The sequence below is a fragment of the Streptococcus sp. GS001 genome (assembly GCF_021595565.1).
GTDB lineage: Bacteria > Bacillota > Bacilli > Lactobacillales > Streptococcaceae > Streptococcus > Streptococcus xiaochunlingii.
Genome location: NZ_JACSYJ010000002.1, coordinates 137,161 through 158,320, shown reverse-complemented (window position 1 = coordinate 158,320; position 21,160 = coordinate 137,161). Strand labels below are relative to the sequence as shown.

The following is a 21,160-nucleotide window of genomic DNA, read 5'->3' as shown; positions in this document are numbered from 1 at the left end:
TAGAAGAATTTAGATACAAGGAGAGAACATGAACACGAATGACTTTGATTTCCACCTCCCCGAGGAGTTAATTGCGCAAACCCCATTAGAGAAGCGCGATGCCTCAAAACTACTGATCCTCAATCGACAAACAGGTCAGATGGAAGACCAGCATTTTGACGCCATTATCAATGAATTGGAACCAGGGGATGCTTTAGTCATGAACAATACCCGTGTCCTTCCAGCTCGTCTCCATGGGGTCAAACCGGATACAGGAGGGCATGTGGAGCTTCTTCTCTTAAAAAATATCGAAGGCGATCAATGGGAGGTTCTTGCTAAACCTGCCAAACGTCTCAAAGAGGGAGGGGTCGTCAGCTTTGGCGATGGACGTCTTCAAGCGACCCTAATCAAAAAGCTGGAACACGGAGGATGTATCGTAGAGTTTTCTTACCAAGGAATTTTCCTTGAAGTCTTGGAAAGTTTAGGAGAAATGCCCCTACCACCTTACATCCATGAAAAATTAGAAGATAAGGAACGTTACCAGACAGTCTATGCCAAAGAAAATGGATCTGCCGCAGCTCCTACTGCTGGCCTCCATTTCACACCTGAGCTCTTACAGAGGATCGAAGACAAAGGGGTTCACTTGGTTTATCTAACCCTTCATGTCGGACTAGGTACCTTCCGTCCTGTATCCGTCGATGATCTCGACCAACATGAAATGCATTCCGAATTTTATCAACTCTCAGAAGAAGCCGCCCAAACCCTTCGACAAGTCAAAGCGAGTGGACACCGCATCGTTGCCGTTGGGACCACTTCTATCCGAACTTTAGAAACAATTGGGAACAAGTTTAATGGAGAGTTACAAGCCGACTCTGGTTGGACCAATATCTTTATCAAACCAGGCTATCAGTGGCAAGTTGTCGACGCCTTTTCAACCAACTTCCACTTACCAAAATCAACCTTAGTCATGCTCGTTTCTGCCTTCGCAGGTCGAGAACTCACTCTGGATGCTTATCAGCACGCTATCGACCAAGGCTACCGTTTCTTTAGCTTTGGAGATGCTATGTTTATCAAATAAGGAGAGCCCCTTATGAATAAGATTGAAAGTCGCCACCGCCTGATCCGGTCCATTATTTCAGAAAAGAAAATTCGAACCCAACAAGAATTGCAGGACAGCCTGGAAGCGAACGGCATCATCGTGACCCAGTCAACCCTCTCAAGAGATGTCAAATCCTTGAATCTGGTAAAAATTAACGAAGGGGATAGCTCTTATTATGCCATCAATAGCATTGCCCCATCTCGCTGGGAAAACCGACTGCGTTTTTATATGGAAGATGCCCTTGTCATGCTTCGTCCCGTCCAAAACCAAGTAGTCGTCAAAACACTCCCTGGTCTGGCCCAGTCCTTCGGAGCCATCTTAGATGCCCTTGAATTGCCACAAATTGTCGCAACCGTCTGCGGAGATGATGTCTGCCTCATCATTTGTGAAGACAATCAGGGAGCTTTGGACTGCTTTGAAAAATTGAAAGAATTCACTCCTCCCTTCTTCTTTAGCAAATAAAAGAAAGAGAGTGGGACAGAAATCGGTAATTCGTTAGAATTCGATTTCGTCGTCCCACCTCCGCACAGTTGAGTAGGGCTGTAAAAGCTGATGAAATCAGCGTAATAGAGCCCACTCAACCACTGCGTCTTGCTCAACAATCCAAAAATAATTGAGAGGCTAGGACTTTTGTCCCAGCCTCTTTTTTCTAATCTCTATTAGGCTTCCTTACCTGCTAATCGTCGAATGGTCTCTGCATAGATTTCCATTGCACGATATAAATCATTCAGTTTAGCTCGTTCATTCGCCTGGTGCTCTGTTTGGAGAGCATCAGGCAAGAGGGCACCATAAGCCACACAATTTTCCATAGTTCGAGCAAAAGTCGCTCCCCCTGAGGACATAGCTGGGGTCTGATCCCCCGTTTCCTCTTGGTAGACCGCCATCAGGGTACTCACCAACGGACTATCTAATGGAACGTATAGTGGAGCTACATAATCAAACTCTTCATACTGGAGTTGATAGCTAGCCGCTACTTCAGTTAAACGCTCTACCAAGGCATCCTTATCCGCTAAGACAGGGATCCGAATATCAATCCCGATTTCAGATTGCTGTTCATCAATGGAGAGGGTTGCAATATTGAAGGAAAGAGCACCACTTGGTTCATCTTTGATTTCACCAAAGAGAGCTGCTCCTGTCGCATCTTCCCCAACGGCATCTGCAATAAAGAGAAGGGCTGGATGAGGCTGGATCAAGGAAAGACTTTCCGCTAAGCCGACAATAGCATTGACACCCTCAGCCGCATCCTTGGAGTGTTTAGACAATCCAAGAACGGTTACTGCTCCTGCTTCTTCTGTATAGTTAACACCACTTTGCTCGATCACTGGTAAGAGTTCCTCTAAGCGTTCCCCCTTATAAGTTGCCTTATCTGGTACCACGTTAAGGGCACGACCAGCTTGTAAGGGACGATCCTCCCAGCCTGGTCCATGGAGCTTCACTTGAAGCAAGCCTTTTTCAGCATAGGTTAATGGGAAGGACGAATCTGGAGCAAAGCCAAGATCTGCTTTTTCTTCTATCTGATTGTAGCGGTTCATACAGCGCCAGAGAGTTTCCTCGTCTGTACCAAATATAAAGCGAATCCGTTTGGTAAATACAACTCCTTGGTCGAGCAGGCTCTTAACTGCGTAAAGCGCCGCAAGGGATGGCCCCTTGTCATCTTGTACCCCACGTCCAATCAACCATCCATCTTTCAGAGTCGCCTCAAAAGCTGGCGTTTGCCAATCTTCTAAATCACCGGCTGGAACAACATCCAAGTGACAAAGAACGGCCAGGAGTTCTTCCCCCTGACCGATCTCTGCATATCCATAGTATCCTTCAGGATCTAGATAGGTTTGAAAGCCCATTTCTTGAGCGATTTCTAACGTTTTCTCAAGGACATCTTGGATAGCTTGTCCAAACGGTGTTCCATTTTCGCCTTCGTTTAAAACCGAAGGATAAGAAATCAGAGTCTTTAATGAAGCTAGAAAGTCATCTTTGACTTGATTTGTAATCTCAATTTTCATGGAATCACCTCTTTACTTCTTATAGGGCTGGAACGAATGTTCCGAGAAGAAGGAGGGCAATGGTAATTACAATAACAGCAACTACAAGTTTTGCCATGAATTTCCACCAAGTAGCAATGTTGATACGTCCAAGAGCAAGAGCTCCCATAACGATACCAGAAGTTGGTGCGATCAAGTTCAAGACACCAGATGCTGATTGGTAGGCAGTAATAATCAAGCTAGGACGTACATTGACGAATTCTCCCAATGGAGCCATGATACCCATTGTCGCGCTGGCAAGACCAGATGAAGATGGAATCAAGAATGACATTGGCAAGTAGAAGATATAAGTCAAGACGATAAAGACTTGAGAAGATAGACCGCTGAGTCCTTGTTTACCCCAGTTAAGGATGGTATCTGTAATCATACCGTTGTTCATGATAACTTGAATACCACGAGCGATTGCTACGATGAGGGCAACGCTCAAGAGGTCAGCTGCACCAGCCATAAATGAAGAAATAATTTGTTCTTCTTTAAGGCCGTATACAATACCGATGAGAATACCCATAAAGGCAAAGAGCATTGCTCCTTCAGGGAAGTACCAAGTACCAAGAGCTGCAGTTGATGAACCAATGATCTTACCAACTACTGGAAGGCCTGTTAACCATGTGTTAAAATCTCCAAAGAAGGTAATACCTAAATCAGACCATGGAATGAAACTCAAGACCATCAAGACGAAGGTCAATACAAAGAGTACAAAGACTTGTTTTTGTTTCTTAGTAAGTGTTGAGTTGACTTCTTCTTCATTTTCACCAACATTGAAGAATTTCATATCTTCTTCACGTGTTGCATAGGTGAGGGATTTAGTTGGGTCTTTTTGGATCTTATCTGCATACTTGTATACAAACCAAGTGCTAAGACCAGTCAAGACAACCCAGAAGATCAAACGAAGGATGATCCCTTCACCAAGACCAACACCTGCAGTTGAAGAAGCGATACCTGTTGCAAATGGGTTCAAGGTAGATGCCAAACATCCAATCTGTGAACCGAGCAAGATAATGGCTACACCAGTCAAGCTATCAAATCCTACGGCCATCATAACTGGCACAAGAAGAGGATAGAAGGCCATGGTTTCTTCACCCATACCATAAGTTGTACCACCAAGGGCAAACAAAGGCATAAGAACCAAAATCAACATTTTTTCGCGACCCTTGTATTTCTTCACGATAGAAGCAATACCAGTGTCTAGCATACCAGTTTCATTGACCACACCAAGGAAACCACCAACCATCAAGATGAAGAAGGCTACGTCAATCGCTGCACTGGTTTCTTTAATCAGCGACCCTTCTTCTGGGCTAGTCCCTAGCATAGCACGAATTGGTGCCATCAAGACGTCCCAAATACCTTGAGGGTTTTGAGGTTGTGCTTTATAAACACCGTCTACAAAAGCCCCTGCTGGGATGATCCAAGTCATCACTGCCATAATCGCAATGATGATTAACAATACGGTATAAGATGAGGGCATCTTAAACCCTTTTTTCGCTTTTTCACTCATTTGCTTATCCTCCTAACGCAACAAAGTTTGAGTGACTCTTTCAAAAGGTTTATCTTTTAGAAAGCGCTTACCTATATGTTCATTTTATCATATTTAAGATTAAAAAACTAGTTTTTCCTAATCTTTTTTAGAAAAAACAAGGGGAGGATCTTTATACAAAATCCTGTAAAAATAAGATCTACTCCCCTCCTCATGTACATGAATTAGTCTTTAACGATAATTGTTCCACTTTCAGACTCAATCAAAGCGCCAAGGTTTTCAAGTGAAGTGATGACTGCTTTTCCTTCTGGACGACCATTTACAAAGGCGATCGCAGCTTCTACTTTAGGAAGCATGCTTCCTGGTGCAAATTGGTCTTGTTTGATGTACTCTTCCAATTGAGCGACATTGACATGTTCCAATTTTTCTTGGTCTGGTTTGTTGTAGTTTACAAAGACATAGTCCACTCCTGTCAAAACGATGAAGAGGTCTGCTTCTACCAATTCAGCCAAACGTTGGGATGCAAAGTCTTTATCGATAACTGCTTCAACACCAGTCAAGCTACCATTTGCTTCTTTCACAACTGGGATACCGCCACCACCAGCAGCGACAACGACTTGTCCGTCGTTCAACAAGGTACGGATGGTATTGATTTCTTTGATATCCACTGGTTTTGGTGAAGCAACAACTTTACGCCAGCCACGACCAGCATCTTCTTTGAAAGTTGCACCTGATTTTTCAGCTTCTGCTTTTGCTTCTTCTTCTGAGTAGAATGGGCCAATTGGTTTGCTGAGGTTAACAAAAGCTGGATCGTTCTTATCTACAACGACTTGTGTCACAACTGAAGCAACGTCTTTTTCAATTCCTTCTTCAAGAAGAGCATTTTGAAGAGCGTTTTGAAGCCAGTAGCCAATGCTTCCTTCAGTCATTGCAACCAATGAATCCAACGGGAAAGCTGGGTTCTTTTCAGAATCTGCTGCCAAGTGTTGGAGCAAAAGGTTTCCTACTTGAGGACCATTTCCGTGAGTGATGATCAAGTCATCCCCATTTTTGATTAATTTTACTAAGTGTTTTGCTGTTTCTACAAGTGCTTCTTGTTGAGCTTTTGCAGAAGGATCAGATGAAAGGATGGCGTTTCCTCCCAAAGCAACGACGATTTTTCTTGACATAGGTTTTCCCTTTCTATAAAAAATAGGGGCAGGACTAAAGCTAGCAGTCCAGCCCCTATAGCTGTTGGTATACGGTTATAAAGTCTTAAACTTTTGGAATGTACAAGTTACCAAGAGTAGCTGCCATCACCGCTTTGATTGTGTGCATACGGTTTTCAGCTTGGTCAAAGTGACGAGCATATTTGCTGCGGAACACTTCGTCAGTAACTTCCATTTCTTCTACGCCGAATTTTTCAGCAACATCTTTACCATAAACAGTGTTTGTGTCGTGGAAAGCTGGCAAGCAGTGCAAGAAGATCAAGTCTTCGTTATCAGCTTTCTTAACCAATTCCATGTTTACTTGGTAAGGTTTCAAAAGGGCAACGCGTTCTGCAAATTTGTCTTCTTCACCCATAGATACCCAAACGTCAGTGTAAAGTACATCTGCACCTTTCACAGCTTCGTCAGCATCTTCAGTGATCAAGATATGAGCGCCACTTTCTTTTGCGAATCCTTCTGCCAATTCAACAATTTCTTGTTCTGGGAAGAGTTCTTTTGGTGAGAAGATGTGTACGTTCACACCAAGGATAGCACCTGTTACAAGAAGGCTGTTTGCAACGTTGTTACGTCCATCACCACAGTACACAAGTGTCAAACCTTCAAGGCGTCCAAAGTTTTCTTGAACAGTCAAGTAGTCTGCAAGCATTTGAGTTGGGTGCCATTCGTCAGTCAAACCGTTCCATACTGGAACACCTGAGAATTCAGCCAATTCTTCAACCATGCGTTGGCTGAAACCACGGAATTCGATACCGTCAAACATACGTCCAAGAACTTTAGCAGTATCTTCTGTAGATTCTTTTTTACCAAGTTGGATGTCGTTTGCACCAAGGTATTCTGGGTGAGCACCAAGGTCGATGGCTGCAGTAGTGAAGGCTGCACGAGTACGAGTTGAAGTTTTTTCAAACAAAAGCGCAATGTTTTTACCAGCTAGGTAGTGGTGTTGGATGTTGCGTTTTTTAAGGTCTTTCAAGTGAGCTGAAAGTCCGATAAGGTATTCTAACTCTGCACGTGTAAAGTCTTTTTCTGCTAAAAAGCTACGTCCTTGGAATACTGAAGTTGTCATTAATTATCTCCTTTTATTATGCATGATAAGATCCTGTCAATCAGTTTAGAGGGCTCAGTTTAGACACTGAGCCCGTCTAACCTGTAGAAGGATGATTAGATTTCTTCACGTTCGAATGGCATTGACATACAACGAGGTCCACCACGACCGCGAACCAATTCACTTCCGCGGATCTTGATCAAACGAAGACCGTATTCTTCTAATTTCTTGTTGGTAACAGTGTTACGGTCGTATACAACTACCACACCAGGTGCGATTGTAAGAGTATTTGAACCGTCGTTCCATTGTTCACGAGCAGCAGCAACCACATTGCCATCACCACAAGGAATCAAAGTAACTTTTTCTACACCAAGGTTTTCAGCAAGCAATTCAGCCAAATCACCTTTTTCTTCAACGATCTTCAATTGTTCGTTTTCATAAGTTACAGAGAAGACGCGAAGGTTACCTTGGATTTCAGGGTGGATGGTGAATTTATCGTAGTCCACCATTGTGAATACTGTATCCAAGTGCATGAATTTACGGTTGTTAGCAAATTCGAAGGCCAATACTTTCTTGAAGCCAACGTTCTTCTTGAAGATGTTTACCAACAATTTTTCGATTGATGCAGCATCTGTACGTTGTGAGATACCAACTGCCAATACATCTTTAGAAAGTACCAACTCATCTCCACCTTCGATACGAGTATCTTCTTCACGGTTGTAGACAAGTTCAACTTTTCCACCGTAAACTGGGTGGTATTTGAAGATGTATTTACCATACAAAGTTTCACGGTTACGTGTATCTGCGTACATGTGGTTCAATGATACTGCATTACCAATTGTAGCAAATGGGTCACGTGTGAAGTACAAGTTTGGCATTGGGTCGATTGCAAATGGATAGTCAGATTCAACAAGGTCTGTCAATCCTTTTGCTTCTTCAGGAATTTCTGGAAGTTCAGCTTTTTGAACCCCTGCCATTGTTTTTTCAACCAATTCTTGGTTGTCTTCAATGCTGTGAAGCAATTCACGGATCGCAACTTTTGTTTGGCGTCCACGAATGTTTGCTTCTTCAAGGTATTCTTCGATGAACTGATCACGAATTTCTGGAGAAGTCAATGATTCAGCAGCCAACTGCTCAAGATAAAGTACTTCGATTCCTTCGTTACGAAGTGCTTCAGCAAATGCGTCATGTTCTTTTTGAGCATCTTCCAAGAATGGAATATCATCAAAAAGAAGACGTTCAAGATAGTCAGGCATCAAGTTTTCCAACTCTTTACCTGGACGGTGCAAACAAACTTTTTTCAGTTTTCCAATTTCTGAGAAAACATGAATTGGGTGTGTAGACATCTATAGTCCTCCTTTTTTCTTGCGGTTTAGCTTAGCTAATCCCGTTTACATGTTTCATTTTATCACCAATTGGTACCGCTTTCACAACCAATCTTCCATTACGAATGCCAAGAATTTGACACTTTTTTAAATATCACCCTTGTTTTATGAAAAATGAACCGCTTTCTTTGAATATTTTGCTAAATATATTCTTTTTGTGAGTAAATATTTTTTTATTTGATTTTTGAAACTTTTTAACGTTTTTGACAGAAAATAAAAGAATCCCTACTAGGCTTCTTCTTGAATGTAGACAAAGTTTATTTTACATAAAACACCTAGATGATTTTCAAAAAATGACTTTTATTATTTTTTCATTTAAGAAGTTTAAAAACTTTCCGCCGTGAGAAAAGTGCTTGAAACATGATTATTTCAAGCACTCGGGAGTTTTGAAACCTTAGGTTCAAAACTAAGTCATGGAACTTCGTAGAAGTTCGCTGACGTCCGTACTCACCTAAGGAAAGTTTTTCAGAAGACTTTATCTTCAATCCAAAAGAAGCCCTACTAGGCTTCTTCAAAACTATCTAAAAAGAATGGAAGATCAAGAAAAGTTAATTTCTTATGCTTGTACTCGATTCTCTCCTCTTCTAGGAGCTTCTTTAACACTTGATTGACGGTTTCTCTCGTCGTCGCAGCTAATCTAGCCAACTCCTTCATACTCATTGGAAAAGGAATAGTTGGCCCAGACTTTTGATAATCCTTACAGAGTAGAGCTAAGGATTGGATCACACGATCACTGGCACTGGCTGCAACCACATTGCGAAGTCGCAACTCCTGAAATTCCAATATTTTTGAAAGTTTTCTCGTTATAAAGAGAACTTGTTCCATACTGGACTGGACAATTTCCTCATAAAGCTGAACAGGAATACTGAAGTATTTAACGGTTGTCATGGAAGTGGCTGTATAGTGATAATTGGAATCTGTAAACATACCACCGTATGGGAAGACGGCTCCTTCTTTGATGTAATCCATATACGAGAAGGTATCTGAAGAGTCAAACTCCTCAATACGAACATAGCCTTTTACCACTAAAAAAATTCGATCGCGCTTATCACCGGCAAAAAATAGGATCTGTCCCTTTGGGATTTCTCTATAATGAATTTCTACAGCTAATTTATCAAATTTTTCAACTGGAATCGCAGAGAAAGCTGGATGGGAGCGAATCAACTGATAATCTTCTTTTGTAATCATTTCTATTCTTTCTTTGGGTTCTTTAGTTATTATATCATATTTATTCACTGACCTCAAAGAATGTCACCAAGATTTTAACCATGAAACTTATCTTTGCTAAGAAAAAACCTTCCCAAAACGTTTTTGGGAAAGGTTCTAAATCGTTAGTTGACATTTACACGGTGCCATTCATTAATCACATAGCAGAGTTGACCAAGTAAATGAAGACCGTAGCCACTGATCTCCGTACTTTCTGGAGTAGTTCCCCCTAGACCAGCTGTAAAAATCGAGATGAGGTAGGGTGTTTGTTCGTAAACGATGGCTTCGACATTGAGGGCTTCTGCTACATAACCAGGTTTTTGCTGAATGACTAAATCTGGTAAATACCGTTTGTAGTATTCATTCGGGAAGGACTCTCCGATCAATTCTAGCAAGGTCGCATATTTTTCTTTGTGATTCCAAAGATAGTCTAAGACTTGAATATAGTAATCAGAAGTCGTTTTGTTTTCAGGACTAATGGTTTTTATTTCTGCCCGGGATTTTCCATATTTTTTATACTTCTCATAGACATTGTCCATACCACCAAAGCGGTCGGCCAAGGCATATGCCGGCGTATTTTCTGAGTAGACAAGAGAATAACGCTGCATATCTGGAATCGTCATAGCGCCACCAAAGGCAGCTACATAATTATCGTGCTCTCCAAGGTACTCGTAGTAAGTATTGGTAATATCAAATTCATCCGTTAAGTTTAACTTCCCTGCATCGACTTCATCCACGACCAACATATTGAGGGGCAGTTTATAGGTACTTCCAGCTGTCATCGGCTGTAACTCATTCATTGAAAACTGTTGGCCTGTCGCAGGATTTTTGTAGGTAAAGGTAATTTGGGAAGGATCAATACCATATTCAGTCATATAGTCTTGTACAACTTCTACCAAGCCTTTATTGGCATAATCATAGACAAGACCCAAATTTTCCATGGTTTCACGATCTTGATCCATGACAGCTTGTTTCTCCTCAGGAGTTTTGACACGAGGAGGTTGGAGGGCTTGCTTCTCTTGCTTGGAGTCCACTGCTTGAGGCGTCGTTCCCTCTTGAGCAAGAGGCGAGGCAGGAGCCTGATAAAGATGGAGGTAAGTTAAAGCTCCAACTCCTCCTATACATAATAAAATCCCCAACACAATCATGATCGATCGAACATTAAATATTTTTTTCATATGAAGTTAATTATAAAAGATTCTCTTTAAAATAACAAGGTATTTCCAGTTCAGAAAACGATTTCTTGTAGAAGAAATTTTTTAGCGATTTCCAGGTCAATCCTTCTTCATATCCTAAGAATCCATCCCCTTTTGACTGTCTTATTTCCGCTTAAAGGATCCCATGATTAGTTTTGCCACTTCACGCGCAATGGTACGGAACAAGGAACTGATAAAGGAATCTTTGGCCTTTTCTAAACTAGATTTCCGCGGACGGCCCGGACTCCGTTTTTGACTGGCCTTCTCTTCTGCAACTCTTGCTTTATCTTCCTCTTCCCGCTCCTTTTCCTTCTCTTCTCTAGCAGATTTTTCAGTCAATTTTTCATAAGCTGATTCATTGTCTACTCGAACAGCATATTTTTGATGGAAAGGAGAGCTGGTAATCAAGGCCAACTGTTCACTCTCGTTTAACAAATCAAAACTCGATTGTGGAGACAAAATATAAGAACGTTCCACCACACTTGGTTGCCCCTTTTCATTTAGGAAGGAGACGAGAGCTTCCCCTGTTCCCAACTCCGTCAAGACAGTTTCCGTATCAAATTCTGGGTTTGGTCGGAAGCTTTGAGCAGCAACTTTGATGGCCTTCATTTCCTTTGGCGTATAGGCACGCAAGGCATGTTGGACACGATTCCCAAGCTGGGCCAATACAGACTCAGGGAGATCTTGAGGATTCTGTGTGATAAAGTAGATTCCTACTCCTTTAGACCGGATAAGGCGAACGACTTGCTCAACTTTTTCCAGGAAGAGCTTGCTAGCATCATTAAACAAGAGGTGGGCTTCATCAAAGAAGAAGACAAATTTAGGTTTTTCTAGATCTCCAACTTCTGGTAAGGTCTCGAACAGACGAGACAACATCCAGATCAGGAAGGTTGAATAGAGCTTAGGGGAGTTGAAGAGACGAGTCGCTGATAGAATGTTGATGTAACCTCGTCCACTGCTATCCAATTGCATAAAATCTTGAAGGTCCAAGGCTGGCTCTCCGAAGAATTGATCTGCACCCTCTTGCTCTAGCACTAACAAGCTTCGTTGAATAGCTCCTACTGATTGTTTACTGATATTTCCGTATTGAGCGGAATATTCTGAGGCATGGTCATAGACTTCCTTCAAAAGACTCTGCAAATCCTTCAAATCAATCAAAGGCCAATTTTTTTCTTTGGCCAATTTAAAGACGATGGCCAAAATCCCTGTTTGCGTTTCGTTGAGGTCCAACAAGCGCGCTAGCAAAAGAGAGCCCATTCCTTCAATCGTTGCACGGACCGGATGGCCTGCTTGACCAAAGACATCCCACAAGCGAACTGGAAAAGCTTGAGGTTCAAAAGGATCTGTAATACCAAGTAGTTTATAGCGCTCTTCCATCTTTGGCGTCCATTGTCCTGCTTTAGCAAGACCTGAAAGATCTCCCTTGATATCTGCTAGAAACACCGGAATCCCTTGCTGACTTAATTTTTCAGTTATGACTTTTAGGGTCACGGTTTTCCCTGTACCAGTAGCCCCTGCAATTAACCCGTGGCGGTTGAGCATTTTTAGATAAAGTTGCGTATCCACTGCTCCTTTTGTAATCGTAATACTTGTCATTTTCATTCTCCCTTTTGTTGAGGTACAGTTTTTTTCAGAAAAAGTGATACGGCTTCTTTCTTATGTAGGAAGCCTTTCTCCTCACTTTCACATACTCTTCTAGTGTATCATTTTCAGGTATAAACGCAAGAAATATCCCTCCTAAAATGGGGTATTCATTTGAGACTATGTTGGCCAATTTGAAAAATAAAAAGCCTGAATCGAGAAGCTCCTTTAAGGGACCTCTTGATTCAAACTTTTTTATTATGAAAGCTTATTTAGCTGCTGCGTAAAGCTCGTCAACTTTGTTCCAGTTAATCACTGAGAAGAAAGCTTTGATGTAGTCAGGACGAACGTTGCGGTATTTCACGTAGTAAGCATGTTCCCAAACATCCAAGCCCAAGATTGGTTTCTTCCCTTCTGAGATTGGTGTGTCTTGGTTTGCTGTTGAAGTCACTTCAAGCTTCCCTTCTTTGTTCACAACCAACCATGCCCATCCAGAACCGAAACGAGTGGTTGCTGCTGCAGTGAAAGCTGCTTGGAATTCTTCGAATGAACCGAAGGCTTCATCGATTGCTGCTGCAAGTTCTGCTGAAGGAGCTGTCTTTTCAGGAGTCATCAATTCCCAGAAAAGAGCGTGGTTCAAGTGTCCACCACCATTGTTGATAAGCGCTTGGCGGAGATCAGCTGGGATCGACTCTACATCTGCCAACAAAGCTTCAAGGTCTTCACCAATTTCAGGGTGTTTTTCAAGAGCTGCATTTGCATTGTTTACGTAAGTTTGATGGTGTTTATCATGGTGCAAGTGCATTGTTTCAGCATCAATGTATGGTTCCAATGCATCGTATGCGTACGGAAGATCTGGTAAAATAATTGCCATGGAAAATACCTCTATTTCTTTATGTATATAAAAATGATAACGCAATCATCAAATTTATTCAACTATTCTGCTTACACAGATGGGTTAGCTAGCTTTAGTACAGCCAAATCAAATAGATAATCTTTCTCATAGGTTCCCGATTTCATTTGGAAGTCGGTATCAATCAAAAGACAAATCGCCTGCTCCAAATAGCTTAAAGATATCCCTCTACTATCTCTTAGAGCAAATTTGACTTGATAGGGATTTACTTTTCGACCGGTCAGCTCTGATAGGTCTGAAACGATTTGGGATTCTGTTCGTCCCTCTTGCTTCAACAGCTTGACCTGTGTGTAGATGCGGAACTGACTCAATAAAATGGCTAAAAGCTTGATTTCATCCTCTCCTTGCAGCCGAAGGTCCTTGACCAAACTGCGAGCGGAATCAATTTGTTTCTTTAGAATCATCTGGATCAGATCAAACAGATTATCTTGGAGTGTCTTCAGAATAGCCTCTTCTATATCTGTGATAGTGATGCTTGAAGCTCCCTTGTAGGTTTTAAGAAACTCCAAGTTTTTCTGAATCTCACTAAAATCAAAGCCAGATTTGATCAAAAGTTGGTCGAAGGCTTGTGAATCAATCGCTAGCCCTAGAGACTTGATCTCTTCCGCGAAATGGGCACGCAACTCCTGTTCCTTTAATTCAGTTGCTTCTAGCAACTGGGCATCCCTTTTTAAAAGCTTGACAATTCTTCGTTTGCTATCCAGTTTTCCTTCCGCAATGACAATCAAGCGAGTTGTTTCTAAAGGTGCTGATAAGTATCCTTCAAAGGACTGCAATTCATCATCCGTCAGGTATCTTTTTTTTGCGGTCGTCACATCGACAAAATGATCCAAAATCACTATTTTTTCGTCCGCAAAAAATGGAAGGCTAACCAAGTCAAGCTCGACTTCAGAATAAGCTGTTTCCTTCATGTCAAAATAGGAATAGTTCAAATCAGACGAATCGTAGCCAACTTTCTTTAAAAGTTGCTCTTTCATCCACTCAAACTGACCGATGTCATCCCCTGATAAAACCAGGATAGGAGGAAGGTTCTCGGCACTGATTTTTTTAATTGTTTGTAAAGCCTGCATGTTCTGAAGGTACCTCATTCCACTCTCTAAACTGATGCTGGGGCTGTTCCGATTCCATTTTCTTTTCAAGCGGAGCTTTCTCTAGTGGAGTTGGTGGAGCCGAAACAATCTGGGGAATAGCTGAAAAACTGTTGGGATCCATCAAATGGGATGGCATACTTGGCGAAGAGACCTCGGGACTCGTCGAAGCAAATCCTTGAGAAGCATTCTGGTCCGGTTGTGCAAGTCTAGCACTTGGAAGGACCAGGAGACAAGCCAAGCAGAGCAAACCCGCAAGAGCTAAGACTAGAAAAATGGAAATAGGAGATAAAAGGTAGAGCAAGATAGGGCCTAGAAATAGGAAAATCAAAGACCAATGAAGACCTGCATCTCTCAAACGCCGAACGACTACTGCTTGCTGGGGAACAAAAATAAGATAGAGATAAAGGAGAAAAAAAATGCTGAACCAAGCTGAAACGTCCATCCCGGTCAAGGGAATCACCTCTTCCTCTGATTTCGAATTTGAAAAGAGTAAGACCAATTGGTAAATCCAAAATGGACTTGTAAATAGTAAATGCCAGGCTTGGCTGATCCAAAATTCTTTTCTATCTGATCTTCTTGAAAAATCAGCATATTGCGTCCAAAACAACTGTAATGATTTCATACTTGTAACCTCATTTCCTTGACTTTATCATAGCAATTTTCAAGCTAGAAATCAAACAGCTCCTATCGAACGGTTTCAATCGTCCACTGATTCCACCCTCTAAAACGAATCGCTCCTTGCTGGTCTGTACGAAAAACAGTCATTTGTAACTCTTTGAAACGCTCCAAGGTTTCCTGATGAGGGTGCTGATAACGATTTTTTTCGCCTGCAGATATCAGGGCAATTTTTGCTTGTATTTTCTCTAAGAAGGCAGGGTGAGAAGAACCCTTAGAACCATGGTGGCCTGCTTTGAGGACATCTACGCGCAGTTGAGGATAACGGGCTAACAAGGTCTTTTCCCCTTCTTCTTCTAAATCTCCTGTAAAAAGGAAGGACAACCCATAAAAGCGACCATAAAGAACAATGGAATCGTTATTACTCCCATCTCCTATTTCTACCGGATAGAGGACTTCTGCACTCCCATCAAAGATCGACAATTGATCACCAGCCTCCAACGTTTTTACCGGTAAGTTCAACCGTTTGAGCAAACGGACAAAAGAGTCTTTTTTTAAGCTCCCCTTGGAAATGTTGATTTCCTTTATCCTAACCTTAGTCGCGAGCACTTCCAAATCTCCCATGTGATCTGTGTCAGTATGCGTGAGAATCATATGATCAATCTGGTCAATCCCCCTGCTCTTGAGATAGGGAAGCAGGGTCCGTTCTGCATTGCTAGTAGACCTTCGCTTCTTCCATGCCTCCTTTTGGCCAAAGTCCACTTTTCCTCCTGTATCAATTAGGATGGTTTTCCCACGCCAATCACGTAGTAAAATACTATCACCTTGACCAATATCAATGATAGTAATCTCATTTTCTAAAGGATGCTTCACAAGGGCAAATACAGAGCATACTAAGAGTAGGAACAGGTATCTCCATTTCTTAACCTTTCGCATCTCATAGAGACAAGCTAGCAAGCACAAGAGCAAGATGAAATAGTAAATGCTTGGCTGCCCGAAAACCAAGGATTGACTAGTGAAGCCCGCTAGATACTCCATACTTTTTTCCATCCAGACGAAGAAAGGATTCCAGAAGGTCAAGGGATACAGAAAAGAGAGGAGAAAAACGACACTCAGTCCTGGCAACAACAGAAGGTCAAATAAGAGAGAAAAAATGAAGGTTAGAGGAAGGGACCAGGGTTGGTATTCTCCAAAGAAAAAAAGGAGAAAAGGAAGAACCCCTAGTGTTAACACTAGACTCTCCTTGATGACTTTTCGGATTCCCTCCTTCTCCTCTTCAGAAGAGGTTAGCGTCAATACAAAGGCGTAGGCGCAGGATAAGAGACCTCCAGCAGTCAACAAGGAGGATGGTAAAAGAAGGACTAACAAGAGGAGAGTGACCCCCATATTCTCCATTCCTTTGAGCCCAGCCTGGGCCAGGAGTTTCTGTAAGAGGCTTCGAACGACCGAAACCGAAAAGCCTGTCATCCCAGCATAAAGAAGCGAAAACGGATAGAGGAGGTAGGCAACCTTTTCCTGCTCCAGTCCCAAACGTAGAAAAAAGCGTCTAAAGGCTTCTAAGAAAAAGGCAACCTGCATGCCCGACAAGGCAAACAGATGGATAATCCCCAAGTTCGAATATAACTGGCTCATTTCTTCAAACTCTACATCTAAAAAACCAAAAAGCAAGCCCGTCATATAGTGGCTCATGGGCTGGGGAAAATGCTGGTGAACCCATACAAGGGCCTTTCGCCTCCAACTAGACAGTAGCCCTATGAAATCTCTAGGCTCAGCAGGTCTCTTTTCAAGGATGTGATTAATTTTCAAAAGGTGATAGATCCCTTGTGTTTTCAGATAAGCCTGATAATCAAAGCCCATAAAATTACGCTGTTTTGTCGGGGGTTCCAATTCCCCTTTGATCCGTAATTCTAGCCCCTGATCCAGGTGTTTAAAATAGGCTTGTTCTTCCTCTGACTGAAGCTGGTAGAAAACCTGAAAAGTCCGGCTACCTGACTTGGCACGAAAAGATAAGGCATCTCCATTCACCTTGATGGTATCCGGTAAAAGCTGAATGACACTTGGGACCCTATGATCGCTTGACTCTTGTTTTCCCTGTTCGATCCGGAAAGCAAAACAAAGGGCAAAGAGGGAAAGAAACCCTATGAGGCACAGAAATCGTTTGCCATCGTAGCGTCTTCTAAACAAGATGAAGAAGGCCAGAAGGAAGATCGAAGCAAGCCAGTGTCCCTTGTACATCCAATAATAGAGAGCTAAAACCGGCAGGGTGAGATGAAATGGATGAATGTTGAGACTTCTAATCCACTGTAACATGCTCTTTTAACTTTTCTAACGTCTTTTGGCCAATCCCAGAAACATTTTTCAGTTCATCAACAGACTGAAATTTTCCTTTTTCCTCTCGATAAGCAATGATATCTTGGGCTCGCTTTTGACCTATCCCAGAAATCGTCTGTAGTTCTGCTTCTGTTGCCGTATTGAGATTGACCTTTCCATCTTTTGACTGCTTTTCGCCACCGGTCGTCCCAGCAGATGCAGATGCGGACGCAACAGGCGCTACCTCCTCTCCATTCTTAGCAACATAGACGATGGACTCATCCTCCAATTTTTGCGCTAAGTTGACGGATTGGCTGTTGGCTTCGTCTGTCATCCCTCCTGCTTTTTGGACAGCATCATAGACCCGGCTCCCCACTGGAAGTTCGTAGACCCCTGCCTGTCTAACAGCACCCTTCACATCCACCATAATTTTCTCTTGAGAGGAGTCCGTCTTTTCCTCACTCCTCTGTTGAGAGCTAGAAGGGAGGCTTGTCTCTTCCTTAGGAGAAATCTCCTGATCCACCATTTCTAACTGGGAAATGACAGTTTCCGGTGCTTGTGGAGGTTGCTTAGGCCAAAAGAGAAATACTCCTCCCATTACTAGCCCCACAGCAGCCAAACCTAAAAACAGTTTATATTCCTTGATCTTCTCAATCCACGTCTCCATAAATACCCCTTTTATTTTTATTATTCGTAAAAAATCGAAGAAATAAAAAAAGAATGTCAAAAATCACATGATTTTTGACATTCTTGTTCTCAAGAAAACTCATTAGTCCTTCCGATGCTTGTCTGGATCCCAAACGAAACTTGCGATATAACTAAACAAGAGGGTCAGTAAAGCGACAACCAAGACAAATGGCAACAATAAAAACTTCAATAAACGGATGAGGATAAAAGGTTTCCGGTCATTGCGCAGTGCCTGAGATTCCGCATCTAAGCGATCAAACTCAGCCTGGATACGTCTTGCAACTTCTTCCACTCCCTCATCATTCATTTTTGCAATATCAGAGATATCAATAGGGTGCCCAAAGTTCATGTCAACCCGTTCACAGGTCGCTAGTCCTTTCAAAGTCATTGGACCCGTATAAGTGACAGGCATAATACGTACCTTGGCCATCTTGGCAATCACGGCAACTCCACCCTTAACATCCTGAGAATGGCGACTTCCACTTGGAAACATAATCAAGGAACGCTTGCTTTTTTTGAGCATATTCACTGGGTATTTTATCGCTGCTGCACTTGGATTTTCACGGTCAATTGGGAAAGCCCCGCACATGCGAATCCACCATCCAAAAATCCGATTGGTAAAGAGTTCCTTCTTAGCCATAAAGATAAATTGCTTGGGTTTGGTCGCAAAGGCCATGTAGACAGGATCCCACCAAGTTCGATGAGGAGCTACGAGAATGTAATTTTCCTCTTGGCTCGGAATCAGTTCCTTATGATGGTAATGAGCATTTCCATTCAGAACCCATAAAATAAAGGTCACTAAGCCACGTAAATAGGTATAAAACATGCTTTCTCCTTTGATAATTCTCTTGTTTATCCATTATACCTTATCCTTCTCTTCCCCGCAAATCTTTTCAAAAACTGGATGAGTCAACAAACCGACTGCACCTAGTCTTTTTCTTAAAAAAATGATATGATGTTTTTATGGAAATGAATGAATTAAAGGGATTAACCCATGAAGAGGTCCGCAAAAAAATACAGCGTGGCCAAACCAACGAATTTAAAGCGAATACCAGTACCAGTACCTGGCAAATCATCAAGCGCAATGTCTTCACCTTGTTTAATGCTTTGAACTTTGTGATCGCCCTCGCTTTGGTTGCGGTACAAGCCTGGAGCAACCTGGTCTTTTTTGCAGTCATCTGCTTTAATGCCTTATCCGGAATTGCCACAGAGCTCCGCGCTAAACGGATGATTGATAAATTGAATTTGATGAGTAAGGAGCTCGTCATTGTCATCCGAGCCGGGGAAGAAGAAACCATTGATCCAGAGAAAATCGTCCTTGGCGACCTGATTAAGCTATCAGCTGGAGACCAAATTCCGAGTGATGCCATCGTTCAAAAGGGAGTTGCTGAAGCCAATGAAGCCATGCTCACAGGAGAAAGTGACTTGGTTCTCAAGGAAGAGGGAGATGAACTTCTATCCGGAAGCTTCTTAGCGAGTGGTCAGGTCTACGCTCGTGTCAGTCGTGTGGGGGCCAATAACTATGCTAATAAATTAATGGTAGAGGCAAAAACTCTCAAACCCATCAATTCCCGCATTCTCTATAATCTCGCAAAAATCTCTAGTTTTACTGGAAAGATTATTATCCCATTTGGAATTGCTCTCTTCTGTGAAGCCTTTTTAATTAAACTGCTTCCAATGAAAGATTCTGTGATTACCTCTTCCACTGCTCTCTTAGGCATGTTGCCAAAAGGGATTGCCCTTCTGACAGTGACCTCTCTCTTGACAGCCGTGATCAAGTTAGGGATGCGCAAGGTCTTGGTCCAAGAGATGTACTCTGTGGAAACCTTGGCTCGTGTTGATACTCTTTGTTTGGATAAGACAGGAACCATCACCCAAGGAAAAATGACCGTCAAAGGCATTCACTCCCTGTCTGAACACTTTTCTGAAGAAACTATCGAAGTTATTCTCGCTGCCTATATGCAAAATTCTGAGGATAACAACCCAACTGCCCAAGCTATCCGCAAAGCATATGGCGAGTTAGAACACGCTTATACAGCCGAATCAATCATTCCATTTTCAAGTGATCGAAAATGGGGTGCCATGACTCTGACAAACTTGGGGACCGTTTATTTGGGGGCACCAGAAATGCTCCTCAAAGAAAATCCTCCAGCGGTATTGGAAGCCCAAGCCCATGGATCTCGGGTCTTGATCTTAGCTCGCAGTGTGGAAGCCATCGATATGCATGATTTGACCTTGCCAAGTGATGTAGAAGCGATCGCCGTCATTGAAATCCTCGATCCAATCCGCGAAGGGGCTGCCGAAACCTTGGATTATCTTCGCTCCCAAGATGTGGATCTCAAAATCATCTCTGGTGATAATCCTGTCACTGTTTCTTACATTGCTAAGGAAGCTGGTTTTGAAAGCTACGAAAGTTATATTGACTGTTCTAAGATTGAGGACGATGAGTTGGTGGACCTAGCTGAAAGTACAGCCATTTTTGGACGGGTTTCTCCTCATCAGAAGAAACTTTTGATTCAAACCCTCAAGGCCGCTGGTCGAACCACTGCCATGACGGGGGACGGGGTCAATGATATCCTAGCCTTACGAGAAGCTGACTGCTCCATCGTGATGGCCGAAGGCGATCCTGCAACCCGTCAAATTGCCAATCTCGTCTTGTTAAACTCTGACTTTAATGATGTTCCAGAAATTCTCTTTGAAGGTCGTCGGGTCGTCAATAACATTGGACGAATCGCTCCTATCTTCTTTATTAAGACGATCTACTCCTTCATTCTGGCGATTATTTGTATCGCAAGTGCCCTTTTATTTGACATCAACTACTTGTTGATCTTCCCATTTATTCCGATTCAGATTACACTGATTGACCAGTTTGTCGAAGGATTCCCTCCATTTGTCTTAACCTTTGAACGAAACATTAATCCAGTGGAAAAACACTTCCTCAAACGCTCCTTGCATCTGGCCTTACCAAATGCCTTGATGGTTGTCTTTAGCGTCTTATTTGTTCGTTTATGGGGAGCTCATCATGGCTGGTCTAGCCTGGACATGTCTACCCTTTCCTACTACTTGTTAGGATCTATTGGCTTCTTGTCCGTTATTCGGGCTTGCTTGCCACTCAATATCTGGCGAGGTCTCTTAATTATCTTCTCTGTCTGCGGTTTCTATCTCTCTGCCTTTTACTTGAAAGGTCTGATTGAAATCGGAACATTGACAGCTGTGACCTTCCCAGTCTACCTTGCCTTGATGGCTCTCTTTACGGGAATCTTCATCTTGGCGACCATTTATCAAAAATATGAATTTGATTAAACAACTCTTGGATAAGGATGGAACAAAAGTTC

The 21,160-nt window shown here is 42.4% G+C and carries 17 protein-coding genes; 3 read left to right on the top strand and 14 right to left on the bottom strand.

Features of this window, described 5'->3' with window-relative positions; translation table 11 throughout:
* Window positions 1–28: 28 nt before the first annotated feature.
* Together queA and H8S88_RS04215 are read left to right on the top strand one after the other, a co-directional pair.
* Window positions 29–1,057, top strand: a complete 1,029-nt coding sequence (queA, locus tag H8S88_RS04220; protein WP_048789630.1) for a tRNA preQ1(34) S-adenosylmethionine ribosyltransferase-isomerase QueA — start codon at window positions 29–31, stop codon at window positions 1,055–1,057.
* Window positions 1,058–1,069: 12 nt separating this feature from the next.
* Window positions 1,070–1,540, top strand: coding sequence for an arginine repressor (locus tag H8S88_RS04215; protein ID WP_048689219.1), 471 nt, complete (start codon window positions 1,070–1,072; stop codon window positions 1,538–1,540).
* A gap of 197 nt (window positions 1,541–1,737) precedes the next feature.
* On the opposite strand, the gene H8S88_RS04210 is transcribed toward H8S88_RS04215, so the two are convergent.
* The 14 genes from H8S88_RS04210 to H8S88_RS04145 all read right to left on the bottom strand — a co-directional run bounded on the left by H8S88_RS04210 (window position 1,738) and on the right by H8S88_RS04145 (window position 18,651).
* Window positions 1,738–3,078: a dipeptidase gene (locus H8S88_RS04210; protein WP_048789629.1), complete on the bottom strand. Its 1,341-nt coding sequence runs from the start codon at window positions 3,076–3,078 to the stop codon at window positions 1,738–1,740.
* Window positions 3,079–3,097: 19 nt separating this feature from the next.
* Window positions 3,098–4,612 (bottom strand): YfcC family protein, encoded by a 1,515-nt coding sequence (locus H8S88_RS04205; protein ID WP_048789628.1) that lies wholly within the window; start codon window positions 4,610–4,612, stop codon window positions 3,098–3,100.
* 203 nt (window positions 4,613–4,815) lie between these two features.
* Entirely contained in the window at window positions 4,816–5,760 is a 945-nt protein-coding gene (gene arcC, locus H8S88_RS04200; RefSeq protein ID WP_048789627.1) for a carbamate kinase, read from the bottom strand.
* A gap of 85 nt (window positions 5,761–5,845) precedes the next feature.
* Entirely contained in the window at window positions 5,846–6,862 is a 1,017-nt protein-coding gene (argF, locus tag H8S88_RS04195; RefSeq protein WP_023022690.1) for an ornithine carbamoyltransferase, read from the bottom strand.
* Window positions 6,863–6,957: 95 nt separating this feature from the next.
* Window positions 6,958–8,187 carry an arginine deiminase gene (gene arcA / locus H8S88_RS04190; RefSeq protein WP_048789626.1) on the bottom strand — a complete coding sequence of 410 codons (1,230 nt, stop codon included), beginning with the start codon at window positions 8,185–8,187 and terminating at the stop codon, window positions 6,958–6,960.
* Between the two features lie 540 nt (window positions 8,188–8,727).
* On the bottom strand, window positions 8,728–9,414 hold the full coding sequence (locus H8S88_RS04185) for a Crp/Fnr family transcriptional regulator (RefSeq protein WP_048789625.1): 687 nt from the start codon (window positions 9,412–9,414) through the stop codon (window positions 8,728–8,730).
* Window positions 9,415–9,557: 143 nt separating this feature from the next.
* Complete coding sequence (locus H8S88_RS04180; protein ID WP_048789624.1) at window positions 9,558–10,610, bottom strand: serine hydrolase; 1,053 nt, start codon at window positions 10,608–10,610, stop codon at window positions 9,558–9,560.
* A gap of 141 nt (window positions 10,611–10,751) precedes the next feature.
* Window positions 10,752–12,224 carry a helicase HerA-like domain-containing protein gene (locus H8S88_RS04175; protein ID WP_048789623.1) on the bottom strand — a complete coding sequence of 491 codons (1,473 nt, stop codon included), beginning with the start codon at window positions 12,222–12,224 and terminating at the stop codon, window positions 10,752–10,754.
* Between the two features lie 253 nt (window positions 12,225–12,477).
* Entirely contained in the window at window positions 12,478–13,083 is a 606-nt protein-coding gene (sodA, locus tag H8S88_RS04170) for a superoxide dismutase SodA (protein ID WP_048789622.1), read from the bottom strand.
* A 71-nt stretch (window positions 13,084–13,154) separates the two neighbouring features.
* On the bottom strand, window positions 13,155–14,192 hold the full coding sequence (gene holA / locus H8S88_RS04165) for a DNA polymerase III subunit delta (RefSeq protein WP_048789621.1): 1,038 nt from the start codon (window positions 14,190–14,192) through the stop codon (window positions 13,155–13,157).
* Window positions 14,170–14,835, bottom strand: a complete 666-nt coding sequence (locus H8S88_RS04160) for a DUF805 domain-containing protein (protein ID WP_048789620.1) — start codon at window positions 14,833–14,835, stop codon at window positions 14,170–14,172. Before H8S88_RS04160 ends, holA begins: the two co-directional genes overlap by 23 nt.
* A gap of 62 nt (window positions 14,836–14,897) precedes the next feature.
* Window positions 14,898–17,138, bottom strand: coding sequence for a DNA internalization-related competence protein ComEC/Rec2 (locus H8S88_RS04155; RefSeq protein WP_125335353.1), 2,241 nt, complete (start codon window positions 17,136–17,138; stop codon window positions 14,898–14,900).
* A complete protein-coding gene (locus H8S88_RS04150; protein ID WP_125335351.1) occupies window positions 17,122–17,805 on the bottom strand; it encodes a helix-hairpin-helix domain-containing protein in 684 nt (227 codons plus the stop codon). The genes H8S88_RS04155 and H8S88_RS04150 overlap by 17 nt, the downstream gene beginning before the upstream one ends.
* Window positions 17,806–17,907: 102 nt before the next feature.
* Entirely contained in the window at window positions 17,908–18,651 is a 744-nt protein-coding gene (locus tag H8S88_RS04145) for a lysophospholipid acyltransferase family protein (protein WP_048789617.1), read from the bottom strand.
* Window positions 18,652–18,788: 137 nt separating this feature from the next.
* Between H8S88_RS04145 and H8S88_RS04140 the strand changes: the two genes are divergently transcribed.
* Window positions 18,789–21,128 carry a cation-translocating P-type ATPase gene (locus H8S88_RS04140; protein ID WP_125335349.1) on the top strand — a complete coding sequence of 780 codons (2,340 nt, stop codon included), beginning with the start codon at window positions 18,789–18,791 and terminating at the stop codon, window positions 21,126–21,128.
* The last annotated feature ends 32 nt before the right edge of the window (window positions 21,129–21,160 follow it).